The following is a 19,056-nucleotide window of genomic DNA, read 5'->3' on the forward strand; positions in this document are numbered from 1 at the left end:
CTATGCAAAATCCACCTCATATAACCCATATTGCTTCTGGCGATATATGGGCCGGAGCAGAGAAGCAACTCTACGAACTATGCAAAGCTCTGGTTGCCTCCAAGCAAGTTAAAGTTTCAGCCATAATCTTTAATGAGGGCGCCCTTGCTGACAAACTGAAAGCCTTAGGAATGCCGGTGACCATTGCTCCTGAAAGTCAGCTCTCCTTTATGCAGTTGATTTTCAAGACAAGATCCCATCTTCTCGCCCAGAAGGCAGACCTCATACACACACACGGATTCAAAGAAAACATAGTTGGCTCTCTCGCCCGTATCGCCAGCAAAACCATGAAATCCGTCACTACTATCCATGGCAACCAAGAAACCCAATTACCATGGACTAAGCCTCACAAATTAGCGATATATTACTTAGACAGACTCCTTACCAGATTTTATCAAGACAGAATAATCGCTGTTTCAACACAGCTGGAGCAATCTTTAAGAGCCTTGTATTCAAACAAAGTTGTTAAGATCTTTAATTTTATCAACAGCTCAGAGATTCAAGAGCTGCGAAAACCTGAAACTAATAGAGAGCTATATACAATTGGTTTCGTTGGCAGGCTTGTCGGCGTCAAGCGAGTAGATTTGTTTATCAAAGCCGTTAAAGCTCTAACCCAACGCCTCCCCCAGCTAAATATTAGAGCCAAGATTATTGGCGATGGACCGCTTCGACTGTTAGCGGAAAAGCTCGTCATCGAACAGCAGCTTGATAATGTTATTGAGTTCACCGGCTTTATAGACCCATCCACACCAGAAATAGGAAAGCTTGATATCTTAGTTATGCCGTCAGATCACGAAGGGCTTCCCATGACCTTACTTGAGGCGCTAGCTCTTCGCGTACCTGTTGTCGCCCACAACGTAGGGGGCATACCAGAAGTACTAGATAATGGAAAAGCCGGGGTGTTAGTTGCAGATCATTCGGAGCAGGGTTACGCCAATGCACTAGCCAAATTGGTTTCAGACCCAAGGCAATTATCACTCATAGCCGAACATGGCTACAGTCATCTGGCAAAGAACTTTGACGCATACGCCATCACCCCTAAGTATTTGAAACTTTATTTTGAACTAATATAGCCAGGAGGAATTCTGAATGGTTGACACCAATATTGTATGGCAGGATTTTAAGCTGCAACGGCAGGACCGCGCCAAAATTAAAGGACAGAAGCCTTGTCTTATATGGTTTACAGGCTTGAGCGGATCAGGAAAGTCGACGTTATCGAATGCCTTAGACATTGAGCTTCATAAGAGGCGTTACCACACCTACGTACTTGACGGCGACAACGTAAGACACGGACTAAATAAAGACCTAAGCTTTTCGGATAGCGATAGAATAGAAAACATACGCCGTGTAGCTGAGGCTAGCAAGCTCCTCGTTGATGCGGGAATTATAGTAATGACCGCATTTATTTCACCATTCAAAGCAGATCGCGACATGGTGAGAACCTTATTTGCTGATGGAGAGTTCACAGAGGTTTTCGTCAACACCCCTCTCCACATTTGCGAACAACGCGACCCTAAAGGCCTCTATCAAAAGGCGAGAAAAGGCGACATCAAGAATTTTACCGGTATAGACTCACCCTACGAGCCTCCTGAGCACCCTAACATCGTCGTAGATACAAGCAAAGAAAGCACAGAAGAATCAATTGCGAAAATAATTTCTTACCTTGAAGAAAGGAAATTTATCAACCCGCTCAGAAACCTTGAAAATGAGTAAAATACTGATTTTGTATCATTGCGAGAGCAATACGGGATATGCAATCGGCTCTTTAGAGCGAATATTTTGGAGAATGGGCTTAAATTTAGTTAATTCTCCCAACAACATCCACCTTTGCTACCCTAGCTTCACAAAAGGAATACCAACTTACCCCCCTGGTGGCTACAACAATTATCTCGAATTTTCGGACAAAGAAGCAGACGCCGTCAGGATAGCGGAATTCGCCAAGTATATAAAAGACAACGACATATCCATCCTGTTTGGGTTTGATCAACCGCTGTCCCTACCCTACTACAAAGCCGCCAGAGCCGCCGGCATAAAAGCATTTATATCCTATTGGGGCGCCCCTATGAGCAGCCTCAACTCGGGAGTCAAGCTAATACTAAAGAAACTTGACGCATCAAGGTACCGGCAGGGGCCAGATCTATACATTTTCGAGTCAATTGCGATGCAAAAATCAGGTTATCTGGGCCGCGGCATAAGCAAACGCAAAACCGCCGTGTGTTATCTCGGCGTCGACGTAGGCAAATACCGTCCAGACAGTAATGACCGGTTTTATGCACACGACCTTTACAACCTGCCGCGAGATAACAAGCTTTTCTTCTACTCGGGCCATTTTGAAGAAAGAAAAGGCGTCAGAGTTATCGCAGAAGCAGCCAATATCATCGCGGAACAAAGAAGCGATGTGACATTCCTGTTGTTCGGAAACAAAGATGACGAAGCCGCACCTTACGAAGCAGTTCTAACAGAAAAGGCAAAAAAACAAGTTATCTTTGGAGGGTATCGCGATGATCTTGAGAGGATACACAGAAGCTGTTTCGCAGGAATAATCGCCTCTGTCGGCTGGGACTCATTTACGATGTCATCTATAGAAATGCAGGCCTCTGGACTCCCGCTGATCGTGTCAGATCTTCAAGGACTTAGCGAAACGATCGTTGACGGCAAAAGCGGCTTTCTATTCCAGCCAGGCTCTTCAGAGCAACTGTCATTAAAAATACAAGGTTTGCTATCTTCCAATAGCCAGAGGGATACAATGTCCAGCTATGCAAGGGAGAGAATCGTTGAAGCTTTTTCAGATAAAGCACAGGTTTCAAAATTGACAAGCCTCGTCAACCAATTCCTGTAGCCCAGTGAAGTTGGGGAGAGACTCTCCAACTTCACTCACATATCGTGAAACTATTGCAACTCAGCTGATGGGGCGCTAGGAGGGTTGACGCCAGGGATTTTATCCAATGTAATCATTAAGTTATCCATGTAAAAGGCAGTATCGGCACTATAACCACTATTAGCCCATCCTAAAAAGTAGCCTTGATCCAAATAGTTGCCATTATCGCCATTAATGTCTGTCGCTGACGAATAATTAGCCAGCCCCGTTACATTAAAAAGCGTATCCCCCCCTTTTTTAACCGTAATAAATCCGTCAGTAGCCCCGGGGGCGCTTGCAAGCTTTATATCAATTCTGTAGTTGATCCACTTTCCTCGATCAGCCGCTGCGAACACTGGAGTAGCGGAGGGAATTTTATGCCCCCAGTCACTATCTCCAGGCCCTAAGTGGTATGACAAAACCGAGTCCCCTTCCGCCCCTCCTTTGACAGTAGCAGGCCAGTATTCAAAAGCTACTGAGTTGAGGGATGCTCTTGTGCCGTAGTCGCCAGACCACAGGACAAGAAATTTATTGTTCGCTGTAGAGGATTGCGTTCTATGTGTAAAATTAGTGGGTATAAAAAGGTCAAACGTTATACTTAAAACTGACACTTGGGGCTTAAGTATACGAAAGCGCTGTTCTACAGATGAGTCCTTACCATCGGCGACCCCCTTAAACAGAAACTTAAGGCTCTTTTTCTGACCCGTATTAACCTCACCATTGATATCGACAGCCTTATACTGCTCGCCACTTACAGTGCCACCAAGCCCCCACCACTTGAATATCGGCACACTGCTGGCCGCAAACTCGTCATATGACAGACTTGTCCCAGCAAAGTTCTCCTTATAAACATATTCCGCCGTTTCCGCTAACGCGGACGTAGTGAGCATCGAACAAGAAAGCACTAGCCCAGCCGTAAATCCTGGAATTTTTTGCATGCTTTTAAGTTTCATGTCTGTAAAACCCTCAAAAAACTCTTAAAATCAATGCAGACAACTGCCCACTACAACGTAACTACCAAATACGCCTTATATAAGAATAGCAAGGTTTTGGAGCACAAGCGCAGTTTTTGCCAACATCTCGGAGCCGCTCTTTCTAGGAATCGGCCGTCTTTAACAAAGATAACCTTCTAGCGATCAGAAAACTTGAGAATCAGTCAATGAAATACAATTTTCAAAAAATTTTGAAAAAGGCTTACACACGACTCACGAAGTTTATCTTAAGCCGCAAAAAAGGCTTGATAATCGGAGAAAACGTAACCTTTAAGGGGCTTCCGAGCATCATGCTTCACCCCTCCGCCAAGGTTGTCCTCCATGACAACGTCACGGTTAACTCTTTGAATAAAGGTTACCATATCAATATGCATTCTTCTGTAAAACTTATGGCCGATATGCCCGGCGCAGTCATAACTATTGGAAAAGACACAAGAATTCACGGATCGTGCTTACATGCCTATCAATCAATAGAGGTAGGGGAAGGCTGCCTAATTGCAGCAAACTGCCAAATAATGGATTGCAGCGGACATAACATTTGCCTAACCGCCCCGCATGAGCGCCTTAACACAAAAGGAACCCCCAAACCCATTGTCATCGGCAACAATGTATGGATAGGCGCTAACACCATCATTTTACCCGGAGTCACCATCGGCGCCGGCAGTGTAATTGGCGCAGGAAGCGTCGTTAGAAACGACATCCCTGCTGGCTGCATCGCAGCAGGGAACCCAGCCCAAGTTCTTGCACAGCAGCCCCCCAACTAAAAGGCCCTAATGGATTTGGCCAGTTATACAAAGAGCCGCTAAGCATGAAAGCTTTAGCGGCCATAGGCAAGAATCACCACCAAGACTGGTCGCTAGAAAAAGGAAGTCTAGAGCTTTGAGATCACTCCTTTCACTTTACCGCTTTTGGTCTTTTCCAGTTCTTGGACTTTGGTCACCTGAAAAGTAATAGACTCTCCTAATCGTTCTTTCAGGTTCTGAATTAACTCAGCAACACCGTTATCAGCAGACTCTCCTTGAGGCACTATCCTCAACTCAATTTTGTCGAGCGCATGTTGCACAATTTGGCATCCTCCAATTCCAACGACTCCTTTAAATGCAGGGTCCAATCTACCGATCCTTTTGCCCTCAGGAGTTAAAACTACATCATCCTCCCTGCCAACGATCTCGCTGATCTTTAGAGCATGACTCCCGATAAACGCGTCTTCAGAATTCGCCACTGTTACATTGTCACCTATCTTATATCTTATCAAAGGCATGTAAGAGTTTATGAACCCCGTCAGCACCAATGCTCCTGATTCGCCAGGCATAACCTGCCTCCCCTCCTCATCAAGAACTTCCACCAGACCATAGAAGGGATTTGCCGTATATAAGGACTCAGAGTTGTATTGCGCCAAAGTCCCTCCCATCTCTGCCTGCCCGTACTGGTCATATACCTTACATTCAAAGAAGTCTTCAATCTCCCGCCTCTGATACGAGAACAATGTTTCACTTGAAGTCACTATACATTTTGGCTTGTTATTAAGCACCAACCCTTTTACTTTAGCTAAGCAGGCTAACTCGTAGACTGCTGAGGGATAGGAGTCGATATATATTGGGGCCCAGTCATTCAGTTCATTTATATAACTGGCAACATTCTTTTCACTCAAATGATACGATGAACACAACAAAGTATTCATAGTGAAATTTTTGCGGCAGAAAGGAGCCCCGGAGTCAGAGCTTAAAATCTTTCGCCCAGCAAAAGTTGCGCTACGATCAAAGCTGTTAACGCCATTTGAATTTAAAAAATATTCAAAATGGGCGTAGTTTTTCTGCAGCGCAGATCTCGTACATGCAATACTCAAAGGCGACCCTGTTGACCCACTTGTGTTTATGGTAACAATGTCCTTACACTTTTCTTTTGATCTAAACTCAGAGCTTCTGCTCTTTAATGTAGACTTATCAAGAATGGGGACCACAGATGAGAAGTTATCTAGAGTTATTTCACATTCATTCGGGAGTAATCTATAACACTCTGAATAGTAAGGAACATTTTTTTTAGCGTAGCTGACCAACTCTCTTATTTTGGAAGCTTGAAACGCCTTCACTATGTTTACGTCCCCCATGGACGCCATATACTCATCCAGCTCTTTTTTATAGCCAGGATAAATACCGCCATATCTCCTCACTTTTAGCTGAAGTCCATACATGCTTAGCGCAATATTCTGCATGAATGGGGGCATAAGTTGATAAAGACTATCCACCAGAATTATCCTCCATTATCAAGAAGGCTAAAGTATTTCTCGGCCATATCATCACCAACAGCCTTAAAGGAATAGCGTCGTTCAATGAGCTCTCTCCCAGCCCTCCCAAGATCAATTCTTAATGACGGTTTATCCAGTAAATACAATATCTTATCAGCCATAGCTTCTGGTGTTTCAGCAAGTACGACATTCTTGTCCTGCTCAACGTCTATGCCTTCACACGCTATCGGGTGCGCCACCATAGCCTTACTCATTGATAATGCGTCAAGAACTTTAAGTTTTGTTCCACCGCCAACAAAAATGGGGCATACGTATACGCTCGCTCTCTCAATATATGGTCTTACATCGTCCACAAAGCCAGTTATCTTGATCGCCGCTTCCGCTCCAACGAGCGGGCGTAGTTTATCCCCACCTCTTCCGACTATAGTTATATTTATTGTTGGTCTTCTTTGTTTAAGCAATGGCCAAACTTCTTTAATAAAGAACTCCATAGCCTGAAAATTTGGATACCACGTCATCCCTCCAGCAAAAATGAGAGAATCATCAACCTCTCTTTCATTAAATGAGGAGGAAAAATAGTCTGTATCCACTCCATTTGGAACGACATGAGTATCAACATGTAGCTTATCAACAAGTCTCTCAGCATCCAAATCTGAGCAAACAATATTCAAATCAAATTCATGGCAATATCGTTTCTCCAGGCTATATATTTTCATTGCGTCAAAATAAAAATACAGCTTCTTTAATATGTTTTTTTCGCCCTTAGCCCTTCGATACTGCATATGAGATTCGATATTATGATGATTCAAAATCTTTTTAGCTAAAAGCACTTCCTTTGCATAGCGCGCGACACCAATCGTATCACAATGAACAAGATCATAGCTGTCATTCCCACCTATATCCTTTAACCTAGCCAATAGCTCGTCAGATTTTAGCCAGTACTCTATATAAGGGGATGAGGACAGACCTGCCTTTATGGCGGTAAGCGCCTTATTTGGCTTATTTTTTTCTGAGTTAATATAGAAAAATTCAATTGAGCTTGTGTACTTCGACAGTTCATTCTTACAAACTTGAATCCCCTCTTCAAGACTTCCAAAGTTTTCTTTAACAGGAAAACTTTGCACCAAAGAAAACAAGTCAATATCAAAATATCTACTCGCCTCCTTTAGCAAATTAAAGCTACGCTGCAGCGCCCCGCCTTTGGGCGGGTACGGTATAAAATGTGAAAGCCATAACAGTTTTGGCTTTTTTGAAGGTGATCTGTTCCCCATACTATTCCCACAATAGATAATTATAGCCTTAGCCTAATGATAACAATCTCTATTATAACTTGCTGTAAAGTCAGGATTTCTAGTGATCAAAAAAATCGAAACCTAATCCATCTGACCTAACCTTACTCAAACTCAACCTTTTCGCGCCGTAAAATCTTTACTACTAAGTTAACAGAACCATAGCACAACAGTTAAAAAAACGTAGATAACTGTGTAAAATACCGCCTTTTTAAACGTCCACCTTCTACCCCCTTTTCCAGAGGTTGCTGTGCTTCGCTATAGACCAGACATTGATGGCCTTCGGGCGCTTGCTGTTGTTCCCGTAATTCTATTCCACAGTTCAATACAAGGATTTTCCGGCGGATACGTTGGTGTAGATATATTTTTTGTCATTTCTGGCTTTCTCATAACCAGCATTATCTATGCTGAAATGGAGAAAGGTGAATTTTCCATTCTTACATTTTATGAGCGGAGAGTTAGACGGATCTTCCCCGCATTGTTCACAGTTATCGCTTTGACGCTGGTGGCAGGATACCTGATTTTATTGCCGAATGAATATGAGAACCTGGGTAAAAACGCATTATCAGCAACTCTTTTCTCTTCGAATCTTTACCTAATGACAGAGATTGGCTACTTCGCAGCCCCAGCAGAAACCAACGCGCTATTGCACACTTGGTCTCTTGCAGTCGAAGAGCAGTTTTATATCTTCTTCCCCCCTCTCTTGTTGGTTATATGCAGCTTAGGCCGCAAGAGAATTTTTCTTTTGCTTGCATCAATTGCTTTATCGTCTTTGGTGTTGGGCGTAGTTCTCACTAAGAGCCACCCAGAATCGTCTTTTTTCTTCACTCCCATACGCATTTGGGAACTGATGATCGGCTCTATTTTAGTTTTTATCCCTAGAGGTGAGCTGTCACGACCTACAGCAAATATTATCTCTCTTGGTGGGCTTAGCCTAATCGCGCTCAGCATTATCACTTTCACACCCGCAACACCATTTCCTGGTTATGCCGCACTTGCCCCTTGTGTTGGCACTGCACTAATCATTTATGCAGGGCAGTATGAAGGCATCTATGTTTCTAGGTTACTATCCCTATCACCAGTCAACTTTATAGGAAAACTTTCATATTCCTTGTACCTATTTCATTGGCCAGTGCTGGTTTTTCTGAAGCTTTATATAATCACCCCTATAACAGACTTACACCTAGCCTTTTACTTTGCATTAGTATTTTCTCTTTCATATTTGAATTGGAGATACATTGAGACGCCATTTAGAAAGAAAAAGCTTCTTTCGAAGCGAACGCCAACCCTAATAACAAGCGCAGCAACTCTGTCACTCTTTAGCATCATTTCCTTCATAACCATTACCTCACAAGGACTACCCTCTCGAGTAGATGAGAAGATATCGGTTATCGCAGATGCGGCAAATGATAAACCAGACCTATCAGCATGCCTGAAAGACAACCAGGCATTCGGCTCCCACTCCCACCTCTGCAGCCTGGGAGCCGATAGCAACAATGATGCATCAGTGTTATTGTGGGGCGACTCGCACGGAGAGGCTTTAATGCCAGCGCTTGATAAGGCCCTAAGTAAACTGGCGCTTAAAGGTGAGTTTGTCGGAAGAGGCGGCTGCATTCCTTTACTCGACGCTTATCAGTCGGCGGAGGGCTTCTCAGAGTGCCCACAAATAAACGAGGCCATTTTTTCACACATAGAAAACATGCCCAAAGTAAAGACCGTTATACTTGCCTCCAGATGGAGCTTGTATGCAAATGGTCTACGTTACGAACACGAGCACGGTTCAACAGTGTATCTGCGAACCTCTGACACCGCTCACACATCTCTTGAGCATAATAGAGAGGTATTTAGAAGCTCGTTTTTCAAGACCTTAAACAAACTAAGGGCTAAGGGAGTCAAGGTATTTGTAGTAGAGCAGGTTCCAGAAATTGGATTTGATGTTCCAGAGAATATTGCTCGCTCAAAGCTACTAAACGTTGACATTAATATAGAACCAAAAGTTGATGACTATAATCGGCGTCAGGAGTTTGCAAGAGAGATATTTAACGAAGCAAAAACTAACGGCTTAGTCAATGTCATAGCCGTCCAACCACTATTCTGTGATGAGTTTAGCTGTGCAGCGACAAAAGATGACAAGCCAATTTATAGAGATGGAAATCACATAACTCGCACGATGTCCGAAAATATCGCATATATCTTTATCAAGCCACTATCAGCAGCAGAAAGCTACAATTAGACAAACTATTAGTTAAACTTTTTTGAACTTATACTCCATGAGAAGACATATGGAAAAAAATAACTTTCACGTGCTTCATGCTCACGCCTCAAGAGAGAACGTTGGGGATGATGCGATAGTTATCGCGATCCAAAAGATATTGAGCAGTGCCCTTCCAGATCACAAACTGACTTACACCACTCTATGCTCGGACAATAGAAGCCGAGAAGAGTCTATTACAGGTTACATGCACCTTTACACTTTGCATTATCCAAAGAACTGGAGCCATTTGCTTAGTGAGTTTAGAAAAGCAGATCTCGTTGTCATTGGTGGCGGTGAACTCATCTGCGGCGCTCTGGAGTATTTAATGCTACTCCCATTAGCCAGAATTTTTAAGATTCCTGTGGTGTTTTTAGGTGTTGGTGCAGACCGACATGGAATGTCATTTCTGACAGAGAGCTACACTCGCCATACATTGAAGCTTGCCGACAAGTTACTGGTTAGAGATAACTCCGCCTACGAAGTCATTAAGTCATTCAACACTCCACCTGAAAAAACCGAGGTGACGGCTGATGTTGTATTTGCTCTATATAAAGATCGCCCCGTTGAGCCTATAAAATCAGGCATCGGAGTTTGCTTACGCTCAACACAGAGAGACGATAGAGCGCTAACACTTGAAAGATTGGAGGTACTAGCGCAATACGTTTCTGAACAATCCAAGCAACTGAACTGTGATATACACTTATTTCCTTTCATTCCCTATGCTACAGACAAAAACGGCGACAAGCTGGAGATTGATAAGGAGTTTAAGTTTGGCCTTCCTTATTCAGATCAAGCCATAATGGATAAGCTATACGAGCTTCTACCGGAAAAAGAAAGGGTTATTATGCACGCGCCGCTGGAGCACCCTGAGGAGATAGTTGAAAAGCTTGCCAAGCTTAACTATATAATCTCGATGAGACTACATGCGCTAATTTTATCAGGCCTTGCTGGCACTAAGTTTATAGCCGTAAATTATGCCGACAAAATAGCTAGAGTAATGACTGAATTAGGCGTAGGAGGCCAAGTAGTACCGATAGATGCGCTAGATTCATTAGAGAAAGTCGGCTCAACCATTTCAAATCTCCCCCCTCTGGACTCAGAGAGTCTAAAGTCCTCTCTGGTCAGCCTAAATAGCAAAGCATTGAAGAATGCAGATATCATAAAAGATATTATCAAGCGCGCCCCAAGAAAAAGAGCGCACTTAGCTAGCTACGCATTAGCCATTCCGTTTCTGCTTATTAATGCCTGTTACTTTTGGCTTGTCGAAAGTAAAAACCCAACGTTAATTAAGCTCATTAAGCTATTCAGGGGCAAATAGCCATTTGAGCACTAACATAGACTCCATGTTAGTGCTCAGTTCTTTACAGTGACCAAATAGAATAATCACGCCCCGTCACTTTCTCTAACTCCAAAAGCTTTTCTTTAAATATTGGGGTTAGCAGCTTATAGACTTCATCACGCTCCTGACTCGACAATTTTTCAGCACTCACCTCTTCTGACAACTGATTACCAAACTTCTTGAGAGCCTTAGGAATCAGGGGAGACACCTTATCCCACACTTCGCTATGCCTTAGTTTATTCAAATACCCTTTTCCTTTAGCCTTCACGTACACTTCTGGAGCCTTATTGGAAACCAGATTTTCCTTTGGCTCCACCATATCGACATCAAGCCACTGGTATAGCTGGCTCAGCCCGGAAAAAACGTCTTCCTTGAATTCCTCAAAAACAAGCGTATATACACTCTCTTTGCCAAAGGCGGCATAATAAGGCGCCAGCTGATAGGCATAGTCTGAATAAGCTATATAGTTTGGATCTTCCTTAATTGCAGAGAAAATATCTCTAGTTTCTCCGGCTCCTTTTAAGTTCCTTACGGAGTGGAAATAATGACTAATGGTTCTCTCAATAGGGTTTCGCATTATGTATATAAACTTAGCATTAGAATTATAGTCCTTTATTCTCTCTACAACCCCTTGAAATCTAGGAAGCTTTGTATAGTGCGTACTCGACTCCCCGATGTATCTTTCTTCTCGAGCTCTCGCAAATAAAGCCGAATACTCACTGTCATCACGTCGCCCCCAAAGCTCAGGCACAAAGAACCCTGGCTCCTTTTCCTCCGACATGAAAATTTGTGGGTGTTGCGCTAAATAGTCATGCAGAGTGGTAGAGCCTGATTTCATAGCGCCAATTAAAAATAAGTTTGCTTTAGCCATAAATCACGCGCCCGCCTTCTTCGCCAAAGTTGAGTACACAGTTTTCAAATCCGAAACTTTCACAATTTTCAGAACAAAGAGCATTATTAAGAACAGGAAGCAAACTAACACATTAGACAAGAACAAATTACCTGTATTAATCACTCCGATCTCATTAACCCAAAAAAGAACAGAAGCCAAACACAAGGAGCTAACTGCTGGGTACCAGTTAAGCTTCATATTAAATCTCGCTTTCGCTAACTTATGTATAACAAAGAAGCGAACAAAGAAAGCTATAGCTGTAACCACGGCCGCCCCCATCAAGCCATATGATGGAATGGCCAACCAATAGGCAACCAAACAAAACAACGCGGTAAACATGGAGCTAACACCAAATACCTTGGTGTTGCCAGAGGTAAATATCCCCAAATTACAATACCCTGTCCAAGATAAGAAAACATAACCCAAAATAATCACTGGAACATATTCGGCAGCAGGCCAAAACTCCTGGTCAGACATGAGCTGTAAAAAGTAACCTATCCATATAGATAAACCAAAGGCCATAAAAACCAAGAGCACTGACATAAAACTGAATATTGCGGGAAACAAATAGTGCTGACTTTCCTCCTTGTATATACGATATCTTTCAGCCTCCCACATTGACTGAAATGGCTGCCAACCAATTGCATATAATATAAAGCCAAACTTGTAGGCCAGCGCATATATCCCAACATCAGACAATGTCAAATATGTTCTTATAAAAAACCTGTCACCGTATGTAATAAAGAACATACTGACCGCGGCGAGTATAATTGGCCAACTAAATCCCACCAATTTTTTAGCCATCTCCTTAGACAAAATAATTTTATTGCTCTTGATACAGTACAGAGTAAGGAGAACCGCAACAGTTCCCTGCGCCAAAACAGAGGCTAACGCAGCTCCCATAACCCCCCATTCAAGGTACACTAGAAGTCCAACGCAAAGAGAAATTTGTAACACTAGCTTAGCTAAAGAAAAAAATAGGACACTCGCCGCTTTACCGTTAGCACGCAGCCAAGCAAGAGGTATTTCAGACATACCTCCAAAAAGCAAATTCAACGAAAAAACAACTAGAACGGCATGGTATTCCTGCCCACCAAATAATAGCGCCCCTATTGATGTGGAAAAAACAATAAGTAGTACTGCGCCAACAAGGTGCGTAAAGCTCAGAAGAGAGAACGAGGTTGAAAACACCTCACTTTTTTCTTTTTCATTACTGGCAAGGCCATAATATCTTAGAAAGGACTGCCCAACTCTTGCGCCAAAAAATATAGCGGCAAAATCTACCGTCATCGATAAGAGCTCTATAACTCCATATCCCTCTGTAGATAAATACCTTGTATAAAGAGGCAGCAAGATAATACTAGATAAAGAGCGAGCAATTATTGCAACGCCATATATCAAAGAGTCACTAAATAACTTCTTAACTTTTGAGGATGACATCTTTTATTTATTTCTCAGGTGAAATAGCCTGATCGTATATCTCACACATACGATCAGCATATTGCTTTGGCAAGAAGTTTTCTTTAACGCTTATTTTAGCGCTCTGAGTTATTAGCTTCCTGAATGCCGCATCCATGACCACTTTCTTAATCGCCGCTGAAAACTCGGTCGAGTTTCTAGGGTCAACCAAAAGCCCTGTGACCCCATCATCGACCAACTCCTCTGGAGCACCCAGTTTGGAGGCGATAATTGGAACGCCTGAAGCCATTGCTTCTGTGACAACAAGTCCAAAGGGCTCCGGCTCTATAGAAGAGTGAAGCACCAGATCCACATCCTTGTATACCTCATGAACATCACGAACAAATCCAGCCCAGATTATATTCTTCTCAACTCCAAGTAATTTCGCCTGCTTCTTGATTTCTTCAAGATAGACATCACCAAACCCCTCGGTTGAGCCCCCTACCAGGACCAAATATACCTCATCCCCCAGCTTGGCCTCAGCAAATGCTTTAACCGCCTCAAGCTGCCCTTTCCATTCGATTATTCGACCAAATACAGCAATTAAAAAGGCATTTCCGGCTAACTCATACCGCTCACGCAAGTCTGAGTTTCGGCTTTCATTACTTAAAGTACAGTCTTCCTCAATAAACTGGTCACCAACAGGATTCCAAACAGTCACCAGTTTGCCTTTAGGATAACCATGCTTCGCTGCCGAATCACTTACATAATTAGAGATAGCCAAATAACATGAAACGCTTGGTTCTAAGAGTCTGTGTAGAAAAGATCGCTTTTCTTCAACCACGCCATGTATATGCCAAACACACGGAGTGCCAGTTATTGCAGCCGCCATCAGCACATAAACGCTATTATTTATATGTACAACGTCTATTTTTCTCTTCTTTATAATTTCACACAAATCCAGGACATACCTTAGATTCACAAAAAACTCATAAATCGAGAGCATATATACACTTAACTTTCTAACAACCCTCGACCTAATTTTCCGTATTTTTTCATATGCACTGAATCTATTCACATATGTAAATGCAGGTTTACGCGACAAAACCTCAAAATCGCCACCAATATCAATCCACTTGGATATGTCGCCATCAATTGCCGAAACAATAGTTGGGTTATACCCAGACTTCAAATTTTTTACAATGGAGACCAATACTACTAAAGCGCCGCCGAATGATACCCCTTGATCAACCAAAAGAACGTTTTTTCCTCCATCGAGATGGGAGTCGACAACATCACTTGCGCTCATTTTTTAATTTCACCTTGACATTCCATGAATTATGCATTGTTGATGTGAGTGCAAAATGAATCCAGAGGAAAGGATAGTAAAGAACAGTCACAAATGAAGCGCTTATCAGTAAGCCGACCAAACCTAGGTCCATGCCATAGCTTAAGTAGTAATAGAATTTATCATCATATTTGTCCGCTTGCTTTCTGACAGTCCTATTTGTTTTAAAGGAAGTAAAAAGAAGCAAAAATAAAACAAGAAGCCCCGAATAACCTAACTCGCTTCCACATTGAACAAATATATTATGGACTAACTTACTTCCCTTCTCTTCTGGAGTAAAGTTTCTTGGGTAGAAAGTAGTCCACGCATCATGCCCAACCCCCAGGAGAGGGTAATTATTTAACGTCTCCCAACCATGTCGCCACCGCTCCATTCGGTGTAGCGACGTTTTATCTTCGCCGGAGGACTGGAACCTTGCTTTTGATTCATCAGGAACAAAGTACCATATAATACTACCCAAAATCGAAACCGCCACGAGCGTTCGTATTAGATATTTTGTTTTGCTCAGAGCCATAAGTCCACTGGCGGCCAACCCAACCAATGCTCCACGAGAAGATGAAGCTATAATGGTTGCAGTTCCACTAAAGGGCATAAAGTAGAAGATAAACTTCCACACTTTATTCCAGTGCCCCTTAAGCGCCATAATAAAGGCCACTGCGAGTGGAACGTATATCGCCATCTGAATGCCGACTTCACCACTATTATGAAACCAGCCTGGCGCCCCCGTTACACCCCAGCTAGCAAAGCCAAATCCTCTGGAGGCCCAGCTTATAAAGCCATGTTGAGACATTTTTAGGGAATATATAAGATACGATAGGAAGAATATAAAAAATCTCTTTGGCGTATTAACTATTTTAACAATAAGAAAATATATAATAAACCAATCACTAAACTTCCATAAGTTATCAAAAGAAACAGATGAGTATTGAGAAAAGACGGATGATAACAAAACCACAGCCAGATAAGTGACCATTAGCTTATTTAAAGGATGCGCGGTCTTTATCTTCTTTTTCTCAAATAGAAGGAGCCCCATGATAGCGGTCAATAGGCATAACGGAACCCAAGGTAGAATATCTAACCAGTCGTATATAGACTGAGGACGAACATATTCAAAAAACAAGTAACCACAAATACCAATAAAAGCGATCCCTTCCGCCCGAATAGTGTGGTAATAGTACTTTAAGTCCATGGAGTAGAGCCTTTCCATGTCCGAGTCTATGGAAGTCTCCACTTTCTTTTTAGGGAAAGCACCACCAGGGCTCTCAAGCTGAGGAAAATTCATTACAAGCTTTTCTGCAGAATAGCGAGCTTCAACTCAATTGTGTCGAAGACCTCGTTAAAAACTGGCACTTCCTTACCGTAAGGGTCTGGAATGTTCGGCGTTCTATTTTCGCCTAACATTCCCAGAATTATAATTTGAGATTCGCCACCACTCTTTTGATAAGGCTGTAGTGCTTTCACCATGTATGGCTCCATCACCACCAGCAAATCACTATCTCTCAGCGCTACATCCTGAATCCGAGTGCTTTTGTGCCCTTGAAGATTAACCCCTCTGTTGGCGGCGACATCTTTGGCGGTTGGATTAGCAGGGGTGTCGCCATCAGTAGCCAGACCACAACTTATAATTTCGACCCTGCCAGAAGAATCATTTTTTGACAAAATATCTTTCAAATAAGCTTCTGCATATACACTACGGCATACATTCCCTTTGCAGATAAAAATTATTCGTTTTGGAGAAAATCCAGAAGGAATATTCGAGTACCTTTTATATAACCCCACCATCATACAAAGATATTCAGTCATATACTTCAATAGTTTTTTTAGCTTACCCAAATGATTCACCTTCTTCTAACGCCGGGCGCATTTAGCTCTACGAGCGCGATTATAGAGACTGTGCGTGGTTATTCAAACCACAGTGGACAACTTTTGACAGTTCAACACATACCCAATTACTATCACTGGCATTTCAGCAACGAAACCTTACTCAATTTCTAAGTGACTGACTCACAATGACCAACATTCGCGCCCTAATACTAGACGCTAATCAACGCTCCGCTCTCGCCGCCACCCGCTCTTTAGGCGCCCAAGGCATTTGGGTCATGACCGCAGATGAAAGCCTCGAAACGCTGGCAGGAGCCTCCCGCTTCTCACTTGACAAGGAGGTGTACGCCTCCCCTTACACCAAGCCAGCCAACTTCTTTAACGATATTTTGAAAATAATATCCGAGAAGCAGATCAACTTCCTTCTGCCCGTTACTGAAGCCTCGACTTATGTCATCCTGGAAAACAGAGAGAAGTTGCCAAAAGGCTTAATTCTGCCATTTTCAGAAGCGGAGTCGATAGAGCATTTGGCCAACAAAAATCGCTTGTTTCAGCTTGCCCAGTCTCTAGGGCTACCAACTCCACACACTCAGTATATTGAAAGTATAGAGCAAGCGCAGAGCGTATTATCCGACATTACGGAGTACCCTATCGTATTAAAGCCTTTTAAGTCGCGCATTCTTACAGGTCGTGAAATTATCAGCACTACTGTGCTCATCGTTCACTCCCGAGCTGAGGCTGAGGAGGCACTCAAAAAGCGCTATTTCCGTGATTATCCCTTCATGATTCAGTCTTACATTAAAGGAGAGGGTCAGGGCTTATTCGCTCTTTATTCCCAAGGAAGCCCTGTTTGCCACTTTTCCCACCGCAGACTTAGAGAGAAACCCCCATCTGGAGGCGTCAGCGTGCTTTGCGAGTCAAAAGAAGTTGACTCTCGCATGAAGCAAATTTCTGACACCTTACTCCATCATGCAAATTGGAATGGCGTAGCGATGGTGGAATTCAAGGTAGCGGATGATGGCACGCCATACCTTATGGAAATCAACCCCCGATTTTGGGGCTCTCTCCAACTCGCCATCGATTCCGGCGTAGATTTCCCTTATCTCCTTCTAACTTCCTTTGTAAACGGCGTCGCCGCTCCTGTCGACTCATTCGTAGTTGGGCAAAAAATGCGTTGGCTGCTTGGCGACCTGGATCGCCTATACCTAGTTTTAAAGTCCCCATCTCGCCAATATTCAATAGGGCGAAAGTTGCTTGAATTACTTCGCTTTTTTCTTCCCAATGGCAGAACCAAGCATGAAGTCAACAGACTATCCGATTTCAAGCCATTTATATTTGAACTAAAGAAATACTTACGCGATTTACGTAGCTAAAACTTCGCCAAAGTACTGAGAACATCGCACATTCATCTTGCCCAGTCTTAAGACTGGGCAAGACCGCTATTGCAAAGCTCCTCTAGGAAGACTATGCAGTGAGTTTGTCGTATAGGCCCTCATAGTCTCGCACCATGTTTACTAGAGAAAACCTCTCTTTTGCAGAGCTTAACGCCGCCTGACGCAATTTATCCGCATACTCTTTATCCCTGAGCTTGAGCAAAGCCGTTTTAACTGCTTCCGAGTCTCCTACGGGAATCAATTGGCCTGAAACCTCATCTTCAATGATTTCCTCTGGCCCACCACTTCGAGTCGCGACAACTGTCAAACCTGCCATCATGGCTTCAACTGTCGCTATGGAAAACCCTTCACTTATAGAAGTTAAAAGAAAGATATCCGCTTGCCCCAGTAAATCCTTTACATCTGAACGAAAGCCAAGAAAGTGCAGATTAGGCACTCCGCCATGGGACTCAACTCGCCTCAACAGCTCCTCATAGAGACTCTTTTTCTGATCCCCTACAACGACAAAGTGGTACTCCTGGGCCCCCTTCATCTTGGCGGCAGCATCCACCAAATGCTCATAGCCTTTTGCGGGGCGTATATTACCCACGGAAAGCACAACAATCGCGCCGTCAGGCAAGCCAAGCTCGCTCTTCAGCGTCCCGCCTCGCCGCGAAAAGAGCCCAGGATCAACACCATTGTAGATGAGCTTTAACTTACTACTCTCAAGCTCCCCTCTTTGCTTTAACTCTTCTTCCAGCTTCTTCGATACAGAAACGATAGAGTCCGCCCCTAGGCTTATTAACTTAAACTTCAGATTCAACAACCTTTCCTGCTTCGCCACATCAACACCTCCATGAAATGTGGCTATCATCGGCTTCCGCGTAAGCATGGCGACAAGAGCGCCATATACATTCGATCCCATTAAGTGCGCATGGATCACATCTATCTTCATTGATCGGACAAATTTCACCAGCGCCCAAGCATAACCAAGATTAAAGCTCCCTTTAGAGTCGATAAATACAGGCTCCAGGCCCGACTCTCGGACTTGATCCGCAACCCATCCATCTCCACGCAGAATAACGTAGTGTCGATATTTGTCTTTGGACAAATTTCTCAATAATTGGATGAAAACAGTCTCTGCGCCGCCAGGACCAGTGGTGTCGATTAAATGCAATACGTTCTTCATATAAGTTAGTTACCAACCAA

The 19,056-nt window shown here is 43.2% G+C and carries 16 protein-coding genes; 7 read left to right on the forward strand and 9 right to left on the reverse strand.

Translation table 11 applies throughout. The annotated features are described in order from the left end of the window. Positions 1-2: 2 nt before the first annotated feature. Genes ACQYWX_RS18310 through ACQYWX_RS18320 form a run of 3 tightly spaced genes read left to right on the forward strand, consistent with a single transcriptional unit; the run spans position 3 to position 2,878 of the window. Entirely contained in the window at positions 3-1,112 is a 1,110-nt protein-coding gene (locus tag ACQYWX_RS18310) for a glycosyltransferase family 4 protein (protein ID WP_216735621.1), read from the forward strand. 16 nt (positions 1,113-1,128) lie between these two features. Beyond that, the gene (gene cysC / locus ACQYWX_RS18315; RefSeq protein ID WP_216735620.1) at positions 1,129-1,752 is read left to right on the forward strand and encodes an adenylyl-sulfate kinase; all 624 of its coding nucleotides are present in this window, start codon (positions 1,129-1,131) and stop codon (positions 1,750-1,752) included. Continuing rightward, complete coding sequence (locus ACQYWX_RS18320; protein ID WP_431685875.1) at positions 1,745-2,878, forward strand: glycosyltransferase family 4 protein; 1,134 nt, start codon at positions 1,745-1,747, stop codon at positions 2,876-2,878. The genes cysC and ACQYWX_RS18320 overlap by 8 nt, the downstream gene beginning before the upstream one ends. A 50-nt stretch (positions 2,879-2,928) precedes the next feature. On the opposite strand, the gene ACQYWX_RS18325 is transcribed toward ACQYWX_RS18320, so the two are convergent. Then, a complete protein-coding gene (locus tag ACQYWX_RS18325; protein WP_216735618.1) occupies positions 2,929-3,849 on the reverse strand; it encodes a hypothetical protein in 921 nt (306 codons plus the stop codon). Between the two features lie 206 nt (positions 3,850-4,055). Here ACQYWX_RS18325 and ACQYWX_RS18330 point away from each other — a divergent pair, with 206 nt between their 5' ends. Continuing rightward, positions 4,056-4,652: an acyltransferase gene (locus ACQYWX_RS18330; RefSeq protein ID WP_216735617.1), complete on the forward strand. Its 597-nt coding sequence runs from the start codon at positions 4,056-4,058 to the stop codon at positions 4,650-4,652. Positions 4,653-4,759: 107 nt separating this feature from the next. On the opposite strand, the gene ACQYWX_RS18335 is transcribed toward ACQYWX_RS18330, so the two are convergent. Both ACQYWX_RS18335 and ACQYWX_RS18340 read right to left on the reverse strand, forming a co-directional pair. Continuing rightward, positions 4,760-6,133 (reverse strand): phenylacetate--CoA ligase family protein, encoded by a 1,374-nt coding sequence (locus tag ACQYWX_RS18335; RefSeq protein ID WP_431685876.1) that lies wholly within the window; start codon positions 6,131-6,133, stop codon positions 4,760-4,762. A 5-nt stretch (positions 6,134-6,138) separates the two neighbouring features. Then, on the reverse strand, positions 6,139-7,404 hold the full coding sequence (locus ACQYWX_RS18340) for a glycosyltransferase family 4 protein (RefSeq protein ID WP_431685877.1): 1,266 nt from the start codon (positions 7,402-7,404) through the stop codon (positions 6,139-6,141). A 268-nt stretch (positions 7,405-7,672) separates the two neighbouring features. Here ACQYWX_RS18340 and ACQYWX_RS18345 point away from each other — a divergent pair, with 268 nt between their 5' ends. Then, positions 7,673-9,655, forward strand: a complete 1,983-nt coding sequence (locus ACQYWX_RS18345) for an acyltransferase family protein (RefSeq protein WP_431685878.1) — start codon at positions 7,673-7,675, stop codon at positions 9,653-9,655. 49 nt (positions 9,656-9,704) lie between these two features. Beyond that, a complete protein-coding gene (locus tag ACQYWX_RS18350; protein ID WP_431685879.1) occupies positions 9,705-10,994 on the forward strand; it encodes a polysaccharide pyruvyl transferase family protein in 1,290 nt (429 codons plus the stop codon). A 43-nt stretch (positions 10,995-11,037) separates the two neighbouring features. On the opposite strand, the gene ACQYWX_RS18355 is transcribed toward ACQYWX_RS18350, so the two are convergent. The 5 genes from ACQYWX_RS18355 to ACQYWX_RS18375 are packed head-to-tail and all read right to left on the reverse strand — an operon-like array spanning position 11,038 to position 16,486. Then, positions 11,038-11,886, reverse strand: a complete 849-nt coding sequence (locus ACQYWX_RS18355; protein WP_216735613.1) for a sulfotransferase family protein — start codon at positions 11,884-11,886, stop codon at positions 11,038-11,040. Between the two features lie 3 nt (positions 11,887-11,889). Beyond that, positions 11,890-13,347, reverse strand: coding sequence for a lipopolysaccharide biosynthesis protein (locus ACQYWX_RS18360; RefSeq protein WP_431685880.1), 1,458 nt, complete (start codon positions 13,345-13,347; stop codon positions 11,890-11,892). A gap of 7 nt (positions 13,348-13,354) precedes the next feature. Next, the gene (locus tag ACQYWX_RS18365; protein WP_431685881.1) at positions 13,355-14,614 is read right to left on the reverse strand and encodes a glycosyltransferase family 4 protein; all 1,260 of its coding nucleotides are present in this window, start codon (positions 14,612-14,614) and stop codon (positions 13,355-13,357) included. Further along, positions 14,601-15,935 (reverse strand): O-antigen ligase family protein, encoded by a 1,335-nt coding sequence (locus ACQYWX_RS18370; protein ID WP_216735610.1) that lies wholly within the window; start codon positions 15,933-15,935, stop codon positions 14,601-14,603. The genes ACQYWX_RS18365 and ACQYWX_RS18370 overlap by 14 nt, the downstream gene beginning before the upstream one ends. Next, positions 15,935-16,486 (reverse strand): hypothetical protein, encoded by a 552-nt coding sequence (locus ACQYWX_RS18375; RefSeq protein ID WP_216735609.1) that lies wholly within the window; start codon positions 16,484-16,486, stop codon positions 15,935-15,937. Before ACQYWX_RS18375 ends, ACQYWX_RS18370 begins: the two co-directional genes overlap by 1 nt. Positions 16,487-16,752: 266 nt before the next feature. On the opposite strand from ACQYWX_RS18375, the gene ACQYWX_RS18380 reads away from it, so the two are divergent. After that, on the forward strand, positions 16,753-17,847 hold the full coding sequence (locus tag ACQYWX_RS18380; protein ID WP_431685882.1) for an ATP-grasp domain-containing protein: 1,095 nt from the start codon (positions 16,753-16,755) through the stop codon (positions 17,845-17,847). 91 nt (positions 17,848-17,938) lie between these two features. On the opposite strand, the gene ACQYWX_RS18385 is transcribed toward ACQYWX_RS18380, so the two are convergent. Continuing rightward, positions 17,939-19,036, reverse strand: coding sequence for a glycosyltransferase family 4 protein (locus ACQYWX_RS18385; RefSeq protein ID WP_216735607.1), 1,098 nt, complete (start codon positions 19,034-19,036; stop codon positions 17,939-17,941). Positions 19,037-19,056: the final 20 nt, after the last annotated feature.

The organism is Hahella sp. NBU794 (genome assembly GCF_050749805.1).
Lineage (GTDB): Bacteria > Pseudomonadota > Gammaproteobacteria > Pseudomonadales > Oleiphilaceae > Hahella.

Excerpts from the sequence above, each read along its gene's own strand:
- ACQYWX_RS18365 (WP_431685881.1), bottom strand. The coding sequence starts at position 14,614 with ATGAGCGCAAGTGATGTTGTCGACTCCCATCTCGATGGAGGAAAAAAC.
- ACQYWX_RS18380 (WP_431685882.1), top strand. The coding sequence starts at position 16,753 with ATGACCGCAGATGAAAGCCTCGAAACGCTGGCAGGAGCCTCCCGCTTC.
- ACQYWX_RS18360 (WP_431685880.1), bottom strand. The coding sequence starts at position 13,347 with ATGTCATCCTCAAAAGTTAAGAAGTTATTTAGTGACTCTTTGATATAT.
- ACQYWX_RS18350 (WP_431685879.1), top strand. The coding sequence starts at position 9,705 with ATGGAAAAAAATAACTTTCACGTGCTTCATGCTCACGCCTCAAGAGAG.
- ACQYWX_RS18370 (WP_216735610.1), bottom strand. The coding sequence starts at position 15,935 with ATGAATTTTCCTCAGCTTGAGAGCCCTGGTGGTGCTTTCCCTAAAAAG.
- cysC (WP_216735620.1), top strand. The coding sequence starts at position 1,129 with ATGGTTGACACCAATATTGTATGGCAGGATTTTAAGCTGCAACGGCAG.
- ACQYWX_RS18355 (WP_216735613.1), bottom strand. The coding sequence starts at position 11,886 with ATGGCTAAAGCAAACTTATTTTTAATTGGCGCTATGAAATCAGGCTCT.
- ACQYWX_RS18310 (WP_216735621.1), top strand. The coding sequence starts at position 3 with ATGCAAAATCCACCTCATATAACCCATATTGCTTCTGGCGATATATGG.
- ACQYWX_RS18330 (WP_216735617.1), top strand. The coding sequence starts at position 4,056 with ATGAAATACAATTTTCAAAAAATTTTGAAAAAGGCTTACACACGACTC.
- ACQYWX_RS18340 (WP_431685877.1), bottom strand. The coding sequence starts at position 7,404 with ATGGGGAACAGATCACCTTCAAAAAAGCCAAAACTGTTATGGCTTTCA.
- ACQYWX_RS18385 (WP_216735607.1), bottom strand. The coding sequence starts at position 19,036 with ATGAAGAACGTATTGCATTTAATCGACACCACTGGTCCTGGCGGCGCA.
- ACQYWX_RS18325 (WP_216735618.1), bottom strand. The coding sequence starts at position 3,849 with ATGAAACTTAAAAGCATGCAAAAAATTCCAGGATTTACGGCTGGGCTA.
- ACQYWX_RS18320 (WP_431685875.1), top strand. The coding sequence starts at position 1,745 with ATGAGTAAAATACTGATTTTGTATCATTGCGAGAGCAATACGGGATAT.